The sequence below is a fragment of the Bradyrhizobium sp. genome, from assembly GCF_016219575.1.
GTDB lineage: Bacteria > Pseudomonadota > Alphaproteobacteria > Rhizobiales > Xanthobacteraceae > Bradyrhizobium.
On record NZ_JACRMG010000030.1, the window covers coordinates 14391 to 32215 of the forward strand.

The following is a 17825-nucleotide window of genomic DNA, read 5'->3' on the forward strand; positions in this document are numbered from 1 at the left end:
GCACTATGCCGTCGTTGGTTTTCCCTGACCGACGGCACGCGCGACGACGTCGGGCTTGAGCCGCCAGTCCGGGCCGAAATCCTGCAATGAATGAAAGAACAGCGGCTCGGTCGTCTCGATCTGCGTCAGCCTTGCGGCATAGTCGTCGAGATAGCGCCGCCGCGTCGCCTCGTCGACGAAATTGACCGACCAGGACACGAAGGGTGGCAGCACCTTGCAGCCGGCATAGGCCAGGGCGCCGTTCTGGATTGGCCAGAGGATGACGTCGAGCGCGCCGACCAGGCCATCGGCAGCGCACATGTCGGGATAGGCTGCGGTACTGGTCACGACCATCGCGCGCCGTCCTTTGAGCCCGCCGGTATCGTAGCGGCGGCCGCTGCCGTAGACCGCGCCGTTGACGAAGACGCGATCGATCCAGCCCTTCATGATGGCGGGTACGGAGAACCACCACAGCGGAAACTGCAGGATCAGCATGTCGCACCACAGCAGCTTCTCGATCTCGCCCGATATGTCGTCGCTCAGGCTGCTCTTCTCGTAATTGTACTTCTGCTCCCTGTCGTATTGCAAAACGGCGGGAAACCGCCGCTCGCGAAAATCCTCGGCGGTCGCCACCGGGTTGAAGCGCATGGCATAGAGATCGGAAACCCTGATCTCATGCCCGCACGCGGTCAGCACCTCGACCGACCGCGTGAGAAGCGCAGCGTTGAAGGACTGCGCTTCCTGATGGGCGTAGACGATCAGGATCTTCACGATTGCCTCAGTTCACCGGCTTGAAGCTGATCGTCGCTGTATCGGCCTGCATGATCTGCAGCTTCTGGTTCGAGAAGCGCACGCCCGGACCGAAGCTGATCGGCGCCATCACGCCGGTTGCGACGTTCTTGGTCTTCTCCAGTTCCGCGATGGTGCAGGCCCAGGTCGGCTGCTTGCCGCAACGCTCGATCGCCGAGATCAGCACCTTGGCGGCGGCATAGCCGGTCATGGTGTAGCGGTTGATGCCCTTGAACTCGGCTTCCGACACCAGCGGCTTCGCCTTTTCCAGGAATGCCTTGCCGGCTTCGCCTGCGAACGGCTCGACGTAGTCGACGGCATAGATGCCGTTGCCGGCCGGGCCCATCAGCTTCAGCACCGGCTCGACGCGGCCGGGCCAGAAGATGCCGGTCACCGGCTTGACGTTGAGCTTCTCCAACTCCTTCATCATCGCGATGTTCTCCGAGATGATGCCGCCGGCCAGGAAGACTTCCGCGCCGGAATCCTTCAGCTGCAGCATGTCGGACGAGAAGTCCTGCTGGCCCTTCTTGTAGTTGCCGCTGTAGACGACGTTCAATTTCTTCGCCTTGACGACGCTGTCGAAGCCATCGCGCACGGTGATGCCGTAATCGTCGTCCTGCGTGATCAGGCCCCATTTCTTTCCGGGGTTCTTGTCGGCGAGGTATTTGACGAGGTGGATGATGCCTTCCTCATAGGACTGGCCGACCACGAACACGTTCTTGCGCGGCGGCTCCCAGAGGAATTTCACCGGCGCCACGTCGATCACCGTGGGGATGCCGGCCTTCTCCAGCACCGGCATGACCGCAATGGACTGGCCGGAGCCGGAAATGCCGAGCATGGCAAAGGCCTTGTCGACCTCGATGACCTTCTTGACGCCCTGGATTGTGCGCGCGGTGACGTAGCCGTCGTCTTCCAGCACATACTTGATCTTGCGGCCGTTGATGCCGCCGGCGTTGTTGGCCTCCGCAATCGCGATCTTGTGGCCGATCGAGGCGGCGACGCCGAGCAGCGCCGGGGGGCCGGTGAGCGGCTCGACGTCGCCGATCACGATTTCGGTGTCGGTGATGCCTTGCTGGGCGAGAGCAGGCCCGCCGGCGAACAGAACGGTTGCGAGCAGCGATGCGGTCGCCAGATACTTCCTCATTCCTACCTCCCTTTGTGTTGTTGCCTTGGTCAGTAACGCAGCGGCCAGTGCACCCATGTCCGCCTCAAATCGTGCCAGACGCCGACCAGCCCGCGCGGCTGGAAGCGCAGGAACAGGATGATGACGAGGCCGTAGAGCATGCTCTTCAGCTCCTGCGCGCCGGTGGAGAACAGCGCGTCCATCTGGGCGCTGAACAGGCTGAAGACGAGGCGCGCGACTTCCGGCAGCAGCACGATGAAGACGGTGCCGAGCACGGCGCCGAGCGCCGAACCGAGCCCGCCGACGATCAGGATCGCCAGCGCCTCGATCGAGAGCAGGAAGGGAAAGCCTTCGACGCTGACGAACGACAAATAGATGCCGTAGAGCGCGCCCGAGATGCCGGTGATGAAGGCGGAGGTAACGAAGGCGAGCAGCTTGTAGGCGTGCAGATTGATACCCATGACGCGCGCGGCGGTGTCGTTGTCGCGGATTGCGACAAAGGCGCGGCCGACCCGGCTGCGGCGGATGTTGAGGGTGGCGAACAGCGTGGCGATGGCAAAGCCGAGGCAGAGCCAGGTGAAGGCCGCGTCGCTGTCGAAGCTGATGCCGAAAATCTCCGGGCGCTGCACGGCGATGCCGCGGGCGCCGTTGGTGAGCGTGCGGGCTTCCAGGATCACCGTATTGATGATGAAGGAGAACGCCAGCGTGGTGATGGCAAGATACAGACCCTTCAGCCGCAGCGACGGCGCGCCGACGATCAGACTTGCAGCGGCCGGCACCAGACCGGCGCCGAGGAAGCCGACGAGCGGGTGCATCTGATATTTGGACACCAGCACGGCATAGGCATAGGCGCCGGTGACGAGGAAGCCGACATGGCCGAGCGAGATCAACCCGGTATAGCCGGTCAGGATGTTGAGGCCGAGCGTGCCGACCACCGTGATCAGGATGATCGTCACGAAGGAGAGCGCATAGGCGTTCATCGCATAGGGCGCGGCGATCAGGGCGGCGACCAGTACGACCGACCACAGCCAGACCGGCGGTGAATCGACGAGAGCCGTGAGTTCGCCATAGGTTTGCTTGTAGTCGCCGGTGCGCATCGCCTAGACCCTTTCGATGTCGCGTTCGCCGAAAAGGCCGAACGGACGGACCATCAGCACGACGATGATCATCAGGAAGCCCGCCACTTCCTTCATTCCGGAGCCGAAATAGCCGCCGGCGAGATTTTCCGTGATGCCGATCAGCAATCCGCCGATGCCCGACCCGAGCACGGCGTCGAGCCCGCCGAGAATCGTGGCCGGAAACGCCTTCAGGCCAAGCTGGAACATCGCCGGCGACAGGTCGTAGGTGATGGCGAAGAAAACGCCGGCGATACCGGCAATGACGGAAGAAGCCGCCCAGGCCGCGGCGTGAACGCGCGGCGCACTGATCCCCATCAACAGCGCGGTGCGGTCGTCGGCTGCGACCGCGCGCATGGCGACGCCGAACTTGCTGTAACGGAAGAACGCCCAGATGGCGGCCAGCAGCACCAGCAGGGTGGCGATGACGGCAATCTGCCCGGTGCGGACGCCGATGTTGCCGACGCGGACGATATCGCGCCCGAAGCCGACGTCGAGCCCGTGCGGATAGGCGTCCCAGATGAAGTTGATGGAAGAACGCAGGATGACTGCCAATCCGATGGTCACCATCACCGTGGCGAATACCGGTTCGCCCAGCATCGGCCGCATCACCACCCGCTCGATGACGAGGCCGAGCACGATCGCGGAGATGATGGCGCCGGCAGCCACGATGAACAGGTTGCCGCTGATCGTCGTCGAAATGGTCCAGGCGATATAGGCCACGATCATGGTCATCTCGCCCTGGGCGAAATTGACCAGGCCCGTCGACTTGTAGATCACGGCAAAACCCATCGCGATCAGGCCGTAGATGGCGCCGATGGCGAGGCCGGAGATCAGAAGCTGGGTGAGGTACTGCATCAGGCCTCCGCCGGATAGATGATCGATAGCTCCCGCGCGAACTTCTTCTCGATCATGGCGCGCCGGACCTTCTGGGTAGCCGTCAGCTCGCCGTCGTCGTGATCGAGTTCCTTCTCGAGGATGGCGAAGCGGCGTATGTTCTCGACCCGCGCAAAGCGCTTGTTGGTCTCGCCCACGATGCGCTCGACCAGCTCGTGCACCTCGGGGAGTTGCGACAGGGACTTGTAGTTGGTGTAGGCGAGTGCCTTGTCGCGGGCCCAGCGGCCGACATTGTCGTAATCGACCTGGACGATGGCGCCGAGATACTTCCTGGCCTCGCCGACCACGATGGCTTCCTTGATGAACTCGCTATCCTTCAGCGCGTTCTCGATCTCTGAGGGCGCGATGTTCTTGCCGCCGGCGGTGATGATGATCGCCTTCTTGCGGTCGATCACCGCGATCTCGCCATTGTCGAGCACTTCGACGATGTCGCCGGTGCGGAGCCATCCACCCGGCTCGAGCGAGGCGGTGGAGGCCTTCTCGTCGAGGAAATAGCCTTTGAACACACCCGGATTCTTCAGCAGGATCTCGCCGTCCGTGTCCTGCTTCCACTCGGTTTGCGGCATCGGCAGGCCGCAGCCGCCGAGGCGGTGATGGCTTTCGGTCTGGATGAAGGCGACGCCGCCACTCTCGGTGAGTCCATAGCCCTGCGATACCGGCCGGCCGATGATGTCGAAGAAGCGCAGCGTCTCCGGGGATATCGACGCGCCCGCGCAGAGCCGGTGCCGGCTGCGGGCAAGGCCGAGATGCCGCTGCAAGTTGCGGAACATCAGGACGTAGAGCAGGGCATAGGCAAGGGAATCGAGCCACCCGGCGCTGCCGTCCTGCCGGCGGTCCGACAGGGTCCGGCCCCAGGAGAGGCAAGCCTTGGTGAACCACTGGCGCAGCCTGCCGCTTTCGCCGAGCCGGAACAGGAATCCCTGCTGCAGCTTCTCGTAGATGCGGGGGACGCCGACGAAGAAGGTCGGCGCGATCTCGCGGATGTTGAGCGCGACCGTGTCGATCGACTCCGCGAAGCTGACGGTGCCGCCGAGCACGAGCTGCGTCACCGCGCCGTAGCAGCGCTCGGCAACGTGGCAAAGCGGCAAATAGCTCACGGCCTCGAACGGCTTGTCCGATATCCCGACGGTCTCGGCATAGGTCCATGCCGCGTAGATCAGGTTGCGATGGGTGAGCATCGCGCCCTTGGGCGGCCCGGTGGTGCCCGAGGTATAGACGAGGATGCAGACGTCGTCGGGAGCGCCTTGCGAAATCAGCCGGTCGAGCGTCGCCTCAGCATCTGGGTTCTCGCGCGCAAAGGCGCGGCCGCGCTCGCAGAGCTTTTCGAACGACATCAGCTCCGACTGGCGATAATGGCGCAGGCCCTTCATGTCGATGCAGACGATGGCTTCCAGCGCCGGCAGGCCGCCATTGTGGCTGATAGCATCGAGCACCTTGTCGGTCTGCTCCTGATCGCCGGTGATGACGACGCGCGAGCCGGAGTGCCGCACGATGTATTGCAACTCGACCCATGGATTGGTCGGATAGATCCCGACCGCGACGGCGCCGATCATCTGCGTGCCGAGATCGGCGTAGAACCATTCCGGCGTGTTCTCGCCCGCGATAGCGACGCGGTCGCCGGGCTTGATGCCGAGCGACATCAGCCCCAGCGCAACGGCCCGTGCGGTCTCGAAATAGTGGCGCCAGGAATAGGGATTCCAGATGCCGAATTCCTTTTCGCGCAGCGCCAGCCCGTCGCCATGCATGTCCGCGCGCTGGCGCAGCAGTTGCGGAATGGTGATGGCTGCGTTGTGCAGGGCCGTGCGCAAGGCGGCGGCGCCGCTATCCGGGGCGGCCTTCGCCGGGTTCGCGACCGTTGGCTGCGCTGTGCGCATGGTATCGATGGCGGACATCACGCGCTCGCCTTGGCTGGATGGGCGCGCTGGCTGCCGAGATAGGCTTCCGTCACCGCCGGGTCGCGCCGCACTTCGGCGGGCGTGCCTTCGGCGATCTTGCGGCCAAAATTCAGCACGTGCACGCGGTCGGAAATATCCATGACGATCCGCATCTCGTGCTCGATCATCAGCACGGTGATGCCGAGCTCGTCGCGGATATCCAGCACGAAGCGGGCGATGTCCTCGGTTTCCTCCTGGTTCATGCCCGAAACCATCTCGTCGAGCAGCAGCAGTTTCGGCTCGCAGGCGAGTGCGCGCGCGAGCTCCACGCGCTTTTGCTGGCCATAGGAAAGGGTGCCGACGATGGCGTCGCGGACATGCTCGATCTCGAGAAACTCGATGATGTGCTCGACCCGCTGCCTCGCCTCGATCTCCTCGCGTCTGGTGCGGCCGAGGAACAGCACGGCGTCCAGCACGCCCGAGCGCAGATGGGTGTGGCGGCCGGTCAGGATGTTCTCGACCACGGTGCCGTGCTTGAACAGCGCAAGGTTCTGGAAGGTGCGGCCGATCCCGAGCGCGGCAAAGCGCCAGGGCGACACGGTCGCAAGATCGATGCCGTCGAAGACGATCCGCCCGCCGCTCGGCCGCAGCACGCCGGAGATCATGTTGAACAGGGTAGTCTTGCCGGCGCCGTTGGGGCCGATCACGCTGCAGATCTCGCCAGGCGTCACGGTCAGGCTGACGTCGGCAACGGCCTGCAGGCCGCCGAAGCGCTTGCTGAGGTTTTCGGCTGTGAGGAGGGAGGTCACGACAGCCACCTCTTGCGCCGCTTGTAATGCTTGACGTCGCGCAGGCTCTTGCGGCCGGAAGAGGAGACGCCGAGGTAGAACTCCCGCACGTCCTCGTTGGCGGCGAGCTTCCTGGCCGTGCCGTCGAGCACGACGCGGCCGGTCTCCAGGATATAGCCGTAGTCGGCGATATCGAGGGCGCGCTGCGCGTTCTGCTCCACCAGCAGCACCGTCATTTTCATTTCGTCGCGCAGCCTGACGATCACTTCATAGATGCGGTCGATGATGAGGGGCGCGAGGCCGAGCGACGGCTCGTCGAGCGCGAGGAGCACCGGATCGGTCATCAGCGCGCGGCCGATGGCGAGCATCTGTTGTTCGCCTCCGGACATGTAGCCCGCGATCTGGTCGCGCCGCTCGAACAGGCGGGGGAACAGCGCAAACACCTTGTCGCGGCGCTCGCGCGCCTCGGCCTTGGTCCTCGTGTAGCCGCCCATCTGCAGGTTTTCATCGATGGTGAGCGCGGGAAAGACACGCCGGCCCTCGGGCACCTGCACGATGCCGCGGCGGACGAGTTCGTCCGGAGCAAGGCGATGCACTTCCTGGTCGCGGAAGCGGATCGAGCCGTTCTCGACCTCGCCCTCTTCGGTATGGAGGATGCCGGACATCGCCTTGAGCAGCGTCGATTTGCCGGCGCCATTGGAGCCGAGCAGCGCGACGATGCTGCCCTCCGGGACCGCGATGCTGACGTCGCGAATCGCCTCGATCGCATTGTCATAGACGATGCGGATGTTGCGGAACTCGAGCAGGCGGGCGTCCTCCGCCCTGGTATGGCTGCCCACCGTCTCCGCTTGCGTCGTCATCGCCATCGGCAAGACTCTCAGCCGGCCAGCGGCACGCGCCGCTGGCTGAGGATCGCGTCGGTGACGAGCTTGGCCGTCTCGGCGCAGGCCTGCGTGCCGCCGTTCCCGTATTGCTTGACGGCATCGCCGACGCACCACAGCCCCTCGATGCCGGTCTCGCGCGGCAGGTCGTAACCGGCGCAGCTTCGTTGCGCCGGCCAGTCGTCGCGCATCACGCGGATGGAGAGAATTTTCGCCTGGCCGAAATTGGGGAACTGCTCGCGCAAGTCCTCCAGCGCGAGCGCCACTTCGGCGTCGGAATCGAAGTCGCCGAGCGCGGGCACCGGAACGGCGTAGGCGACGTAGAGATTCCAGCCCGGGGGCGCCAGCTCCGGGCAACTCGCCGAGAGGTTGGCCATGTTGCAAAGCCGCCGCGTCTTGCCGAAGGTGACGATCCCGGGATGGGAGATCAGCGGCTCGCGAGTTGCGATGTTGATGACGATGTTGGCGGCCGGGCGCAGGTCGCGCCGCACCTGTTCGACATAGGCGGGCGGGAAGGCGGCCTCGCCGCCGAGCGCGACCGTGGCTTTGGGGCCGGCATTGCTGATGACGAGATCGGTATCGATCCTGAACTCCTGCCCGTCGCGCAACACGGTGACGCCTTCAACGCGGCCGCCGGCGCTGTGGATCTTCACCGCAGGCGTCGCGAGCCAGATGTCGCCATTGCGCCTGACGACCGAAGCCAGCGAATTCCAGACTCCGATCGTGCCCTCGGGGCAGAAGCCGAAGCGCTTGAACGCGCCCTTGCCGGTGAAATAGGTCAGGAATGCGCGGGCCGGCAGCTCGTTGGCATTGCAGGCAAAGATCGCTGCGCAGAGATTGCGGAACAGCGCATGGACCGTGGCGTTGCTGGTATAGGCCTTGAGCCAGTCCTCGGTCGATTGCCGGCCGTCCGGCAGGTTCCCGGAACGGGCGTCGGCGAATTTTTCCAGGATGCGGGCGGCCTGTTTGGTCAGTTGGCCGAGCAGCAGCGACCAGCCGCCGCGGCCGACATCCACCAGCTTGCCGTCGATGAAGAATGAGCTCGCCGGCTCCGGCGCCCGGATATTGAGCGGCGCGCCGACGGTATGAAAGGTTTCCTCGAACACACCGCCGTATTCGATCGCGATCGCGCCGATATTGACCTTGAAGCCGTCGATTTCCTCGGTGGAGGCGCGGCCGCCGATGCGGTTCTTGTCGTCGACGACGAGCGTATGAAGTCCGGCATGGGCCAGCCGCGCCGCGGCACAAAGCCCGCCGGCGCCGGCACCGATTACGACAGCATCCACCCGTGGCTGGCTCACAGCGTTTTCCTCCCCGAGAGCGCGGCCGCCGGTTTGTCCCGGCGTGTCCGGCTTGTCTGACGGAGAGGGATCATATTATAATCCGACCGGCCGTTCAAATAATTTTTTCGAGGTCGATGCCGGTCGGGTCGATCCCGTTGCGGGGAGGTCAACCGGGGCCGGGATTGGGGCGGTATGATAATGAAGGTGCAGCAGGGGATTCGGGTGCCGCGGCGGCAACCGATCAGGAGAGGCTCGCATGGCGCGAACGCGCTCTGAACATTACGACGACATCCAGCGCGGCATCCTGAACGCGGCCTGTGCGCTGTTTGCGCAGCTGGGCTATATGCGCGCCTCGATCGCGGACCTGGCGGAGGCCTGCCAGATCTCGCGCGGGGCGCTCTACCACTATTTCGATTCCAAGGAAGCGATCCTGTTTGCGATCCTCGATGCGCATGTCCGCCAGATGATCGCCGACGTCGAAGCCACGATGGCGCGCCAGTCGACCAGCCTCGATCGCTTCCGCGCCGCGATCCGCGCCATCGTCGAGCTGAACGCGCGTTCCTCGAACGAGCAGCGCCTGATCCTGAACGATCTTTCCTTCCTCGCCGAAGCCGAGCAGAAGGCCTTGAAGGCCCTGCAGCGTCAGCTTGTTGACACCATCTCGGACCTGCTGATCCGGCTCGACACCGAGGGCAAGATCGTCAAGCGCTCGAAGAAGGTCTACACCATGATGCTGTTCGGCATGCTCAACTTCAGCCACACCTGGTACGACCCCAAGGGCGATATCGAGCCGAAGGAGTTTGCCGACATGGTGGTCGACCTGTTCCTGTACGGCTTCGCAGCGCCTGCTGCAAAGGGAACGGTGTCCCGCAGGCAGCACGCCTGAAACGGCGAACCTGCGTCAGCTCGCTCCTGTCGCCCGTTCCGGCTGTTTCCGAGTCAATTCGGGTTCGATGACCGCAACCACGGCATTGCGATCGACGGTATCGCCGGCGTCGAAGTGCACCGCCGTGACGATGCCGTCGACCTTGCTGGTAATCCGCAACTCCATCTTCATCGACTCCATGACGATGGCGGCATCGCCCGCCTTGATACGATCGCCGCGGGCAACATTAACCTTCAACACGACGCCCGTCAGCGGGGCTCGCAGCTCCCCGCTCGCTTCGGGTGCCGCGCTGATATGTTTCAAATAGGTGATTGCCGTCATCGTGTGGACACCGCGCGGGTTCCGCACGAAGATGACATTGTCTTTCCGCCAAATGCGCACGATTTCGCGGCGCGTGCCCATGCTGGCGATGAACTTGTCGTCCGGAAGCGCTGCAAGCCGGACGGGGATTTTGACGTCGTTTACGCCGACCAGCATTGAGCCGTCAGGTTTCAAGGGAGCGAACCGGATCTCGGCGCTGTTCCCTGCGCTTTCGAGGTGCAAGACCGGAATCGGCGACATTCCTTCATCGTCAGTGCCCATTTGCCAGCCGGTCATCCCGACCGATTGCCACGGGTTGTCCGGTGAAGGCTGCCGCTGGCGCATCATCCAGAAGTACGCTCCCAGGGCCAGCGCTTCGGGATCCGCTGCATCGGCGCGTTGCAGGAGAGTGTCGAGCTGTTCGTCGATCAGGCGCGTATGAAATGTCGCCGCCCGCGTTGCGGGCAGGCCGAGCAGGCGTACGAGGAATTCGCGGTTGGTCGTGACGCCGAGGATCGACGTTTCGTTGAGCGCGCGGCCGAGCAGGTCGAGCGCCTGATCGCGGGTTTCCGCGTGGGCGATCAGCTTGGCAAGCATCGGGTCGTAATAGGGCGTGACGGTCGAACCGCTTTCGATGCCGGTTTCGACACGGACGCCGTCAGGCGGAAAGCCCGCATACGCGATCTCGCCGGTGCACGGCATGAAAGCCTGGTCCGGATCCTCGGCGCAGATGCGGGCTTCGACCGCATGTCCGGCGCAGACGACGTCATCTTGCGCAAACGGAAAGCCCTGGCCCGCGGCGATGCGCAGCATGATTTCCACGATGTCGATGCCGGTCACCATTTCGGTCACGGGATGCTCGACCTGGAGCCGGGGGTTCACCTCGAGGAAATAGTAGTCGCCGCCGCTGACGATGAATTCGACAGTGCCGACCCCGCGGTAATTGAGGCGATGCCCGAGCCGGACGGCGTCTTGCAGCATCCGTTCGCGCAGTTCCGAAGAAAGGTTGGCCGCGGGGGCTTCCTCGATCAGCTTCTGGTGACGGCGCTGCAGCGAACATTCCCGCTCGAACAGGTGAATGACGTTGCCGTTGCCGTCGCCGGCGATCTGCACCTCGATGTGCCGGCCCTGCTGCACCAGTTTTTCGACGATCAGGCCTGCATCTCCGAAGGCGTTCTTCGCCTCGCGCATCGCAGATTCGATTCCCTCCTGCAACCTCTCGAGCGACGTAATGGACCGCATGCCTTTGCCGCCGCCGCCGGCGGCGGCCTTCAGCATCGCGGGCAGTCCGAGCTGGCGGACCGTCCGTTCGATCTCCCTGGGGTCTTCGCTCGGCGTGTCGCTGCCGGGTATGGTGGGAATGCCGGTCGCAACGGCTTCGCGCTTGGCGGACGCCTTGTCGCCGAGGCGCTCGATCGTCTCCGCCGTGGGTCCGATGAAGGCAAGGCCCGCGGCCTCGACCGCGCGCGCGAAGGCGGCATTCTCGGCCAGGAAGCCGAAACCCGGATGAATGGCTTCGGCGCCGACTGCTCTCGCGGCGGCAATGATGGCGTCAATCCGCAGATAGCTCTCGGAAGCCGCCGCGCCGCCGATCTCGATGGACTCGCCGATCGTCTTGACGTGCAGCGCGTCCGCATCCGCCGTGGAATGAACGCCCGCCACCGCGATGCCGAGGCGGCGGCAGGTGCGGGCGATCCTGCATGCGATCTCGCCGCGGTTGGCGATCAGTATTTTCCTGAACATGGTTCGACCCCGCGCCTACATTCGCAACACGCCGAAGTCGGTATGCTGCTGCGGCAGCCTGCCGGCGAGGTCGAGCAGCAGCGCCATCACGCTGCGGGTTTCGAGCGGGTCGATCACCATGTCGCACCATGTGTTGCGGGCGAAGTTGTAGGCATTGGCGAACTGCTCGAACGTCTGCCGGGTCGGCGCCATGTAGGCCTCGCGCTCGACGTCGGTCCAGCTCGTGCCTTCGCGCCGGTGCACGTCATCCCGGACCATGGCGAGCGTGGTTGCGGCCTGATCGGGGCCCATGATCGCCGAGCGGGCGTTCGGCCACATCATCATGGCATTTGGGCGGAATGCGCGCCCGCACATCGCCAGATATCCCGCACCGTAGGCGTTGCCGATGATCAACGTGTATTTCGGCACATTGGCGCTCGCCATTGCCGTGATCATCTTCGCCCCGTCCTTGGTGATGCCGCCTTCTTCGGCCTCGCGGCCGACCATGAAGCCGGTGACGTCGGCCATGAACAGGAGCGGGATGTTGCGCTTGCAACAGAGATCGATGAAGTGCGTGGCCTTCAGCGCACACTCGGAAAACAGCACGCCGTTGTTGCAGAGAATGCCGATCTCGAAGCCCATGATCCTGGCAAATCCCGTCACCAGCGTATCGCCATAGAGCGGCTTGAACTCGTGGAATTCGCTGCCGTCGACCAGCCGCGCCAGGATTTCGCGATTGTTGGTGGGAACACGGGGATCCGCGCTGACGAGACCGTAAATCTCGCTTTGGTCGAACAGCGGTTCGCGGAGCGGCGCAACCGTCCACCGTTGCGGAGGGATCTCGCCGAGATTGGCGACGATCTCGCGCGTAATGGCGATGGCGTGGGCGTCGTTCTCGGCAAGATGGTCGGTCACTCCACTGATGCGGCTGTGCATTTCGCCGCCGCCGAGCGCCTCGACGCCGACCTTTTCCCGCGTCGCCGCATAGACCAGTTGGGGGCCGCCGAGGAACATCGCGCCCTGGTTTCGGATGATGACGGTCTCGTCGCAAAGCGCCGGCATGTAGGCGCCGCCGGCGGTGGAGGGGCCGTGGACGATCGCGATCTGCGGGATGCCTTCGCCCGACATCCTGACCTGATTGTAGAAGATCGAACCGAACTGGCCCTCGTCCGGAAAGATGTTGGGTTGATCGGGCAGATTGGCGCCTCCCGACTGGACCATGGTGATGCAGGGCAGGCGATGCTGCCAGGCAAAGCGCTGGGCGCGCACGTGCTTCTTGCAGGTGATGCCGTAATAGGTTCCGCCCTTCACCGTCGGCTCGTTCGCGATGATCATGCAGGGCCGGCCGGAGATCATGCCGACGCCGGTAATGATACTGCCGCCGGGCGGCACGCCCTCGTACAGGCCTTCGCCTGCAAGCGGGCAGAATTCGAGGAAGGGCGATCCGGGATCGATCAGGGCGGTGATCCGCTCCCGCGGCAGCAATTGACCGCGCTCCTTGTGGAGTGTTCGCGCTCGTTCGGGCCCGCCCAGGGCAGCCTCGGTCCGGCGCCGTCTGAGATCGGCCACCCGCTCGGCATAGGCTCCGCGGTTGACCTCGTATTCCGTGCCCGAGGTGAGGGCTTCCGAATTCATCACTGCCATTTTACCGGTCCTGACAGGGCTGTACGGCAGACCCGTCTGTGAAATTCTAACAAATGTTAGAATCCGCCACACGCTTTTGCAAGGTGACGGCAGGGGTCGCTTATGCAGAAGTCTTCAGCCGGCGTTCCAGCTCGTGGCGCTGAACCTTGCCGCTGGTGGAGCGCGGGAACTCCGCAAATTCGATGAAGCGGAATTCCCGCGGCCGCTTGTAGCCGGCAAGCTCGCGGCGGCAGAGGTCGGCGAGTTCGACCTCCGTCGCCGGTGTGCCATCGCGGCACGCGACGAAGGCGACCGGCGCCTCGCCCCATCTGGAATCGGCGGCACGGACCACCGCGACTTCCGTGACCCGCTTGTCGCTCAGCAGGACACGCTCGATTTCGGCGGGATAGATGTTCTCGCCGCCCGACTTGATCATGTACTTGGCCCGATCGACGAAATCGAGCGAGCCGTCCTCATTGCGCCGGAAGACGTCGCCCATGTGAAACCAGCCGCCCCGGAAGTCGTACGCGTTGGTTTCCCGGGCCTTCCAGTAGCCGGAGAAGAGGGTCGGCCCGCGGATCGCCAATTCTCCGGGCCCGCCGGGTGCGACCTCGTTGTCGGAGGAATCGACCAGCTTGATCTCGCAAAACGCATTTTGTCGCTTGGACAGGCGGTTCGGGAGTTCGCCGGGTGCGATCAGGGCCCTCGTCGCAGGAGGCAGGCCCGTCTCGGTCGAGCCGAAGCTGTTGAGATAGGGCGCCTGCAGGAGTTCGGTGACCGCGGCGATGGAATGCGGTGGCACGAGGTCCGCCATGGCGCCGCAAACCCGTACTCCCCTGGCCTTGACGCGCTGCGCCTTCAGCCCCTCGGTGAAAGCCTCGACCATGCCCGGTATCAGGACAAGCCAGCCGATCTCATGCTCCGACACTGCCTTCAGCAATGGTTCAACCTGAAAACCGTCCACCACGACGACCGTGCCGCCGCGCAACAGGGTGGCGAGCGCGTGGTCGGTCGAAGCCATGTGGAAGAGCGGCGCCCACGCGACGAAGCTCTCGTGCGGAGTAATTCCAAGCTCGGACGTAAAGACCAGCGCCCGCATTACCATGGCGCGGTGGGAGATGACGGCGCCTTTCGGCAGGCCGGTCGTCCCGCTGGTGTAGAGGATGACAAGCCCGTCTTCCGGCTCCGCCGTGGGCGACGGCGCACGCGCAGGCTGCCGCGCGAGCTCTGCCTCGTAGTGCGGTCCGATCTCCAGAACCGGACATGTCCTGCTCTCCGCCGGAACGCCGGACGTCAGGTCGGCCTCGACGATCAGCAGCGTGGGCGAAACCAGTTCGATGCAATAGGCGAGTTCTCGTTCGGACAGTCGCCAGTTCAGGCACGCCGTGATGACGCCCAGATTGGCCGCCGCGAGCTCCACCTCGAGATATTCGGGACGATTCCGCGACAGAATCCCGACGCGATCGCCCCGTTTCAGTCCCCGGGCGGCGAGCACGGCGGTCAGCCGCTTCACGCGGTCGAGCAGTTCGCCATAGGTTATCGAGCTGCCGCGGTATTCGACTGCGACGCGGCGGGCGTGAAGTTCGGCGCAGGCGCTGAACAGGGCGCCCACCGTGCCGATTCCGCACGCAGCGCCGATTTGTGCGTCGAACCCGGATGACATCGACGTTTCCTCGAACGTTGTCTTGGGACAATCTCGTTCCAACGCGGCGCTTGCGCCGGCGGCCCGCGAAATCTAACATCTGTTAGAAAGAATTGATAGCGCTGGCAACAGGAGCATGCGCATGTCCGATCGATACGCCGCCTACACGCGACTGAAGCTCGACTACCCTTCCGAACGGATATTGCGGATCACCTTCGATCGTCCCGAGACCTACAACTCCGTGGACGCCCAAACCCATACCCAGCTCACCCACATCTGGCGCGACATCGACAACGACCCGGACATCAACGCCGTGATCGTGACGGGAGCAGGAAAGGCGTTCTCGGCCGGCGGAGATTTCGAGCTGATCAAGGGCCTGCTCGACAATCCGGCCGCCCGCATGGCGACATGGAAGGAGGCCAAGGACCTCGTCTACAACGTCATCAACTGCAACAAGCCGATCATCTCCGCGATCAACGGCGTTGCGGTCGGCGCCGGCCTCGTCGTCGGCATCCTCGCCGACGTGTCGATATGCGGGAAGTCGGCGCGAATCGTCGACGGTCATACGCGCCTCGGCGTCGCGGCAGGCGATGTCGCCTGCATCATCTGGCCTCTGCTGTGCGGCCTGGCCAAAGCCAAGTACTACCTGTTGACCTGCAAGCCGCTGTCGGGCGAGGAGGCCGAGCGCATCGGACTGGTCTCGCTTTGCGTGGAGGACGCCGAGCTGCAGAAGATTGCGCTCGAAACCGCTCAGGATCTGGCCACCGGCGCCCAGAGCGCGATCCGGTGGACCAAGTACGCGTTGAACAACTGGCTTCGCGTCAATGGGCCGTTGTTCGATACGTCGACGGCCCTGGAAATCCTGGGCTTCGCCGGCAATGAGGCGCGCGAAGGACTCGCATCTCACCTGGAGAAGCGCAAGCCGTCGTTCCCCCGCGATTGTCCGATCTAGGCTGATTTGGAAGTGCCGAGTCGTTTCCGGAACTGATCGATCGCTTCGGGGTTGGCGAGCGCCGACAGGTCGCCTGGATCGCGGTTCTCGTAGACGGCGCGGAGCACGCGCCTCATGATCTTCATGTTGCGCGTCCTCGGCAGGTCATCGACCAGCAGGACCTTGTCGGGGCGATAGGACGCGCCCATTCCGTGCACCAGCGCCCGGGACAGCTCTTCCGAAAGCGCAGCGGGATCCTGCGTCCCGGCCATCGGCACGCAGGCGCACACGATCGCCGAGCCTTTCACGGGGTGAGGGATGCTGAAGACCGCGGCTTCGGCGACCTTGCCGGTGGCCGTCAGCACGCCTTCCAGTTCCGCCGGACCGACGCGTTTGCCCGATATCTTGATGGTGTCGTCGGAGCGGCCAAGAATGTAGTAGAGGCCGTCGCGCCCGCGCATGGCGAAATCCCCGTGCACCCAGATGCCGGGAATCGTGTTCCAGTAACTCTCCAGATAGCGCTGATCGGCCTTCCAGAGGCTCTTGGTCATGCCGATGGATGCGTGACGCAGGACGAGCTCGCCGACCTCCCCGTCGCCGACGCGGTTTCCCGCGAGGTCCACGATGGCGGCTCCAACGCCGAGCGCCGGCCGGGAAAACGCGCACGGGTTCATCGGGTGGTTCGCGGTGCCGGTGAAAATGCAGCCGCCGACTTCGGTGCCGCCGGAAATGTTGATGATGGGGATCTTCGACTTGCAGACGTGCTCGAAGAACCATCGCCATGGCGTCTCGGTCCAGGCTTCGCCGCCGGACGTCGTTATCCGCAGGCTCGAAAGGTCGTAGTTCTCGACCTCCGCGCCATAGCGCATCATGCCGCGCACGATGGTCGGCGATACGCCGAGGTAAGTCACCCGGTGCTCGGCGATCAGCCGCCAGAAGCGGCCGGTGTCGGGATAGTCCGGGGTGCCTTCCGCGACCAGCAGCCTTCCGCCGGCGAAGCTCGGGATGCAGGCGCACATCGCGCCGACCATCCATCCCATGTCGCTGAAGAAGAAGAACAGGTCCGACGGCTTGAAGTCGCCGCAGATGATCACGTCGCGCGTGACCATCGAGCCGATGAAACTGACATGCGTCCACACGCAGCCCTTGGGCTCTCCCGTCGTCCCGGACGTATAGAGGAGGATGGCCGGATCCTCGGCCGCCATTTCTTCGGTCGGAACATCCGCGCCGTCCTGCGCGATGTCGTGCCACCAGTGATCCCGGCCTGGTCGCATCGGCGTCTCGATGTCCAGGCCGCCCCGGTCGACGACGACAACGTGCCGGACGCCGGGCGCGCTTTCGAGCGCCTCGTCGAGAACCGGCTTCAGTGGCGCCGCAATGCCGCGGCGCCACGTGCCGTTTGCGGTGATCACCGCCTTGGCTTCTCCGTGATTGAGCCGCGCTAGGATCGGGCTCGGACCGAAGCCGGAGAACAACGGCATGGCGATGGCGCCGATTTTCAGGATGGCAAAGAACGCCATGAAGGTTTCCGGCAGGTTCGGCATGTAGATCGCGACGACGTCGCCCTTGCCGATGCCGAGACGGCGCAAGCCACTGGCCAGCGCGCCGACGCCCGCAGCGAATTCGCCATAGGTCAATTGCCGCCGCTCGCGCTTGTCCTCTCCCTCCCAGACTAGGAAGGGACGATCCCAAATCGCAGTACCGCGGTGCTTGTCGAGGCAGTTGAGCACGATGTTCGTGGTGCCGCCGACGCACCAGCGGGCCCAGGGCTGCCCCCGCGAAAGATCCAGCATCTTCTCGTAGGGGCGATAGAAGCGGACGCCGCAGAAGCGGAATACTTCTTCCATGAGCCAAGCCGGATCGGCATCGGCCCTGGCGGCCAGGGCATCATAGTCCGCCTGTCCGGTGGCGCGGAGAAATGCGGTCAGGTTGCTGTTGTCGACGAGTTCTGCCGGCGGGGTCCAGAGATACGACATGATGTTCCTCCTCGCC

The 17825-nt window shown here is 64.4% G+C and carries 14 protein-coding genes; 2 read left to right on the forward strand and 12 right to left on the reverse strand.

The features are described 5' to 3' along the window. Positions 1-3: 3 nt before the first annotated feature. From HZB49_RS23860 to HZB49_RS23895, 8 genes are read right to left on the reverse strand one after another with little or no spacing between them, the layout of a single operon-like run. Entirely contained in the window at positions 4-750 is a 747-nt protein-coding gene (locus HZB49_RS23860) for an NAD(P)H-dependent oxidoreductase (protein WP_291615825.1), read from the reverse strand. A 7-nt stretch (positions 751-757) separates the two neighbouring features. After that, complete coding sequence (locus HZB49_RS23865) at positions 758-1912, reverse strand: ABC transporter substrate-binding protein (protein WP_291615827.1); 1155 nt, start codon at positions 1910-1912, stop codon at positions 758-760. A 29-nt stretch (positions 1913-1941) separates the two neighbouring features. Beyond that, on the reverse strand, positions 1942-2988 hold the full coding sequence (locus tag HZB49_RS23870) for a branched-chain amino acid ABC transporter permease (RefSeq protein ID WP_291615829.1): 1047 nt from the start codon (positions 2986-2988) through the stop codon (positions 1942-1944). Positions 2989-2991: 3 nt separating this feature from the next. Next, entirely contained in the window at positions 2992-3864 is an 873-nt protein-coding gene (locus tag HZB49_RS23875; RefSeq protein ID WP_291615832.1) for a branched-chain amino acid ABC transporter permease, read from the reverse strand. Beyond that, entirely contained in the window at positions 3864-5795 is a 1932-nt protein-coding gene (locus HZB49_RS23880; protein WP_291615834.1) for an AMP-binding protein, read from the reverse strand. Before HZB49_RS23880 ends, HZB49_RS23875 begins: the two co-directional genes overlap by 1 nt. Next, positions 5795-6586 (reverse strand): ABC transporter ATP-binding protein, encoded by a 792-nt coding sequence (locus HZB49_RS23885; protein ID WP_291615836.1) that lies wholly within the window; start codon positions 6584-6586, stop codon positions 5795-5797. Before HZB49_RS23885 ends, HZB49_RS23880 begins: the two co-directional genes overlap by 1 nt. Next, positions 6583-7431: an ABC transporter ATP-binding protein gene (locus tag HZB49_RS23890; protein WP_291615838.1), complete on the reverse strand. Its 849-nt coding sequence runs from the start codon at positions 7429-7431 to the stop codon at positions 6583-6585. Before HZB49_RS23890 ends, HZB49_RS23885 begins: the two co-directional genes overlap by 4 nt. Positions 7432-7442: 11 nt before the next feature. Beyond that, positions 7443-8747 (reverse strand): FAD-dependent oxidoreductase, encoded by a 1305-nt coding sequence (locus HZB49_RS23895; RefSeq protein ID WP_291615840.1) that lies wholly within the window; start codon positions 8745-8747, stop codon positions 7443-7445. Positions 8748-8985: 238 nt separating this feature from the next. Here HZB49_RS23895 and HZB49_RS23900 point away from each other — a divergent pair, with 238 nt between their 5' ends. Continuing rightward, positions 8986-9615 (forward strand): TetR/AcrR family transcriptional regulator, encoded by a 630-nt coding sequence (locus HZB49_RS23900; protein WP_291615842.1) that lies wholly within the window; start codon positions 8986-8988, stop codon positions 9613-9615. A gap of 15 nt (positions 9616-9630) precedes the next feature. Here HZB49_RS23900 and HZB49_RS23905 read toward each other — a convergent pair whose 3' ends face one another. The 3 genes from HZB49_RS23905 to HZB49_RS23915 form a co-directional block, all read right to left on the reverse strand. After that, a complete protein-coding gene (locus HZB49_RS23905; RefSeq protein ID WP_291615844.1) occupies positions 9631-11658 on the reverse strand; it encodes a biotin carboxylase N-terminal domain-containing protein in 2028 nt (675 codons plus the stop codon). A 15-nt stretch (positions 11659-11673) separates the two neighbouring features. Continuing rightward, positions 11674-13281: a carboxyl transferase domain-containing protein gene (locus tag HZB49_RS23910; RefSeq protein WP_291615845.1), complete on the reverse strand. Its 1608-nt coding sequence runs from the start codon at positions 13279-13281 to the stop codon at positions 11674-11676. Positions 13282-13381: 100 nt separating this feature from the next. Further along, positions 13382-14923: a class I adenylate-forming enzyme family protein gene (locus tag HZB49_RS23915; protein WP_291615847.1), complete on the reverse strand. Its 1542-nt coding sequence runs from the start codon at positions 14921-14923 to the stop codon at positions 13382-13384. 121 nt (positions 14924-15044) lie between these two features. Here HZB49_RS23915 and HZB49_RS23920 point away from each other — a divergent pair, with 121 nt between their 5' ends. After that, positions 15045-15854, forward strand: coding sequence for an enoyl-CoA hydratase/isomerase family protein (locus HZB49_RS23920; protein ID WP_291615849.1), 810 nt, complete (start codon positions 15045-15047; stop codon positions 15852-15854). On the opposite strand, the gene HZB49_RS23925 is transcribed toward HZB49_RS23920, so the two are convergent. Next, the gene (locus HZB49_RS23925; RefSeq protein WP_291615851.1) at positions 15851-17809 is read right to left on the reverse strand and encodes an AMP-binding protein; all 1959 of its coding nucleotides are present in this window, start codon (positions 17807-17809) and stop codon (positions 15851-15853) included. The genes HZB49_RS23920 and HZB49_RS23925 overlap by 4 nt on opposite strands. Positions 17810-17825: the final 16 nt, after the last annotated feature.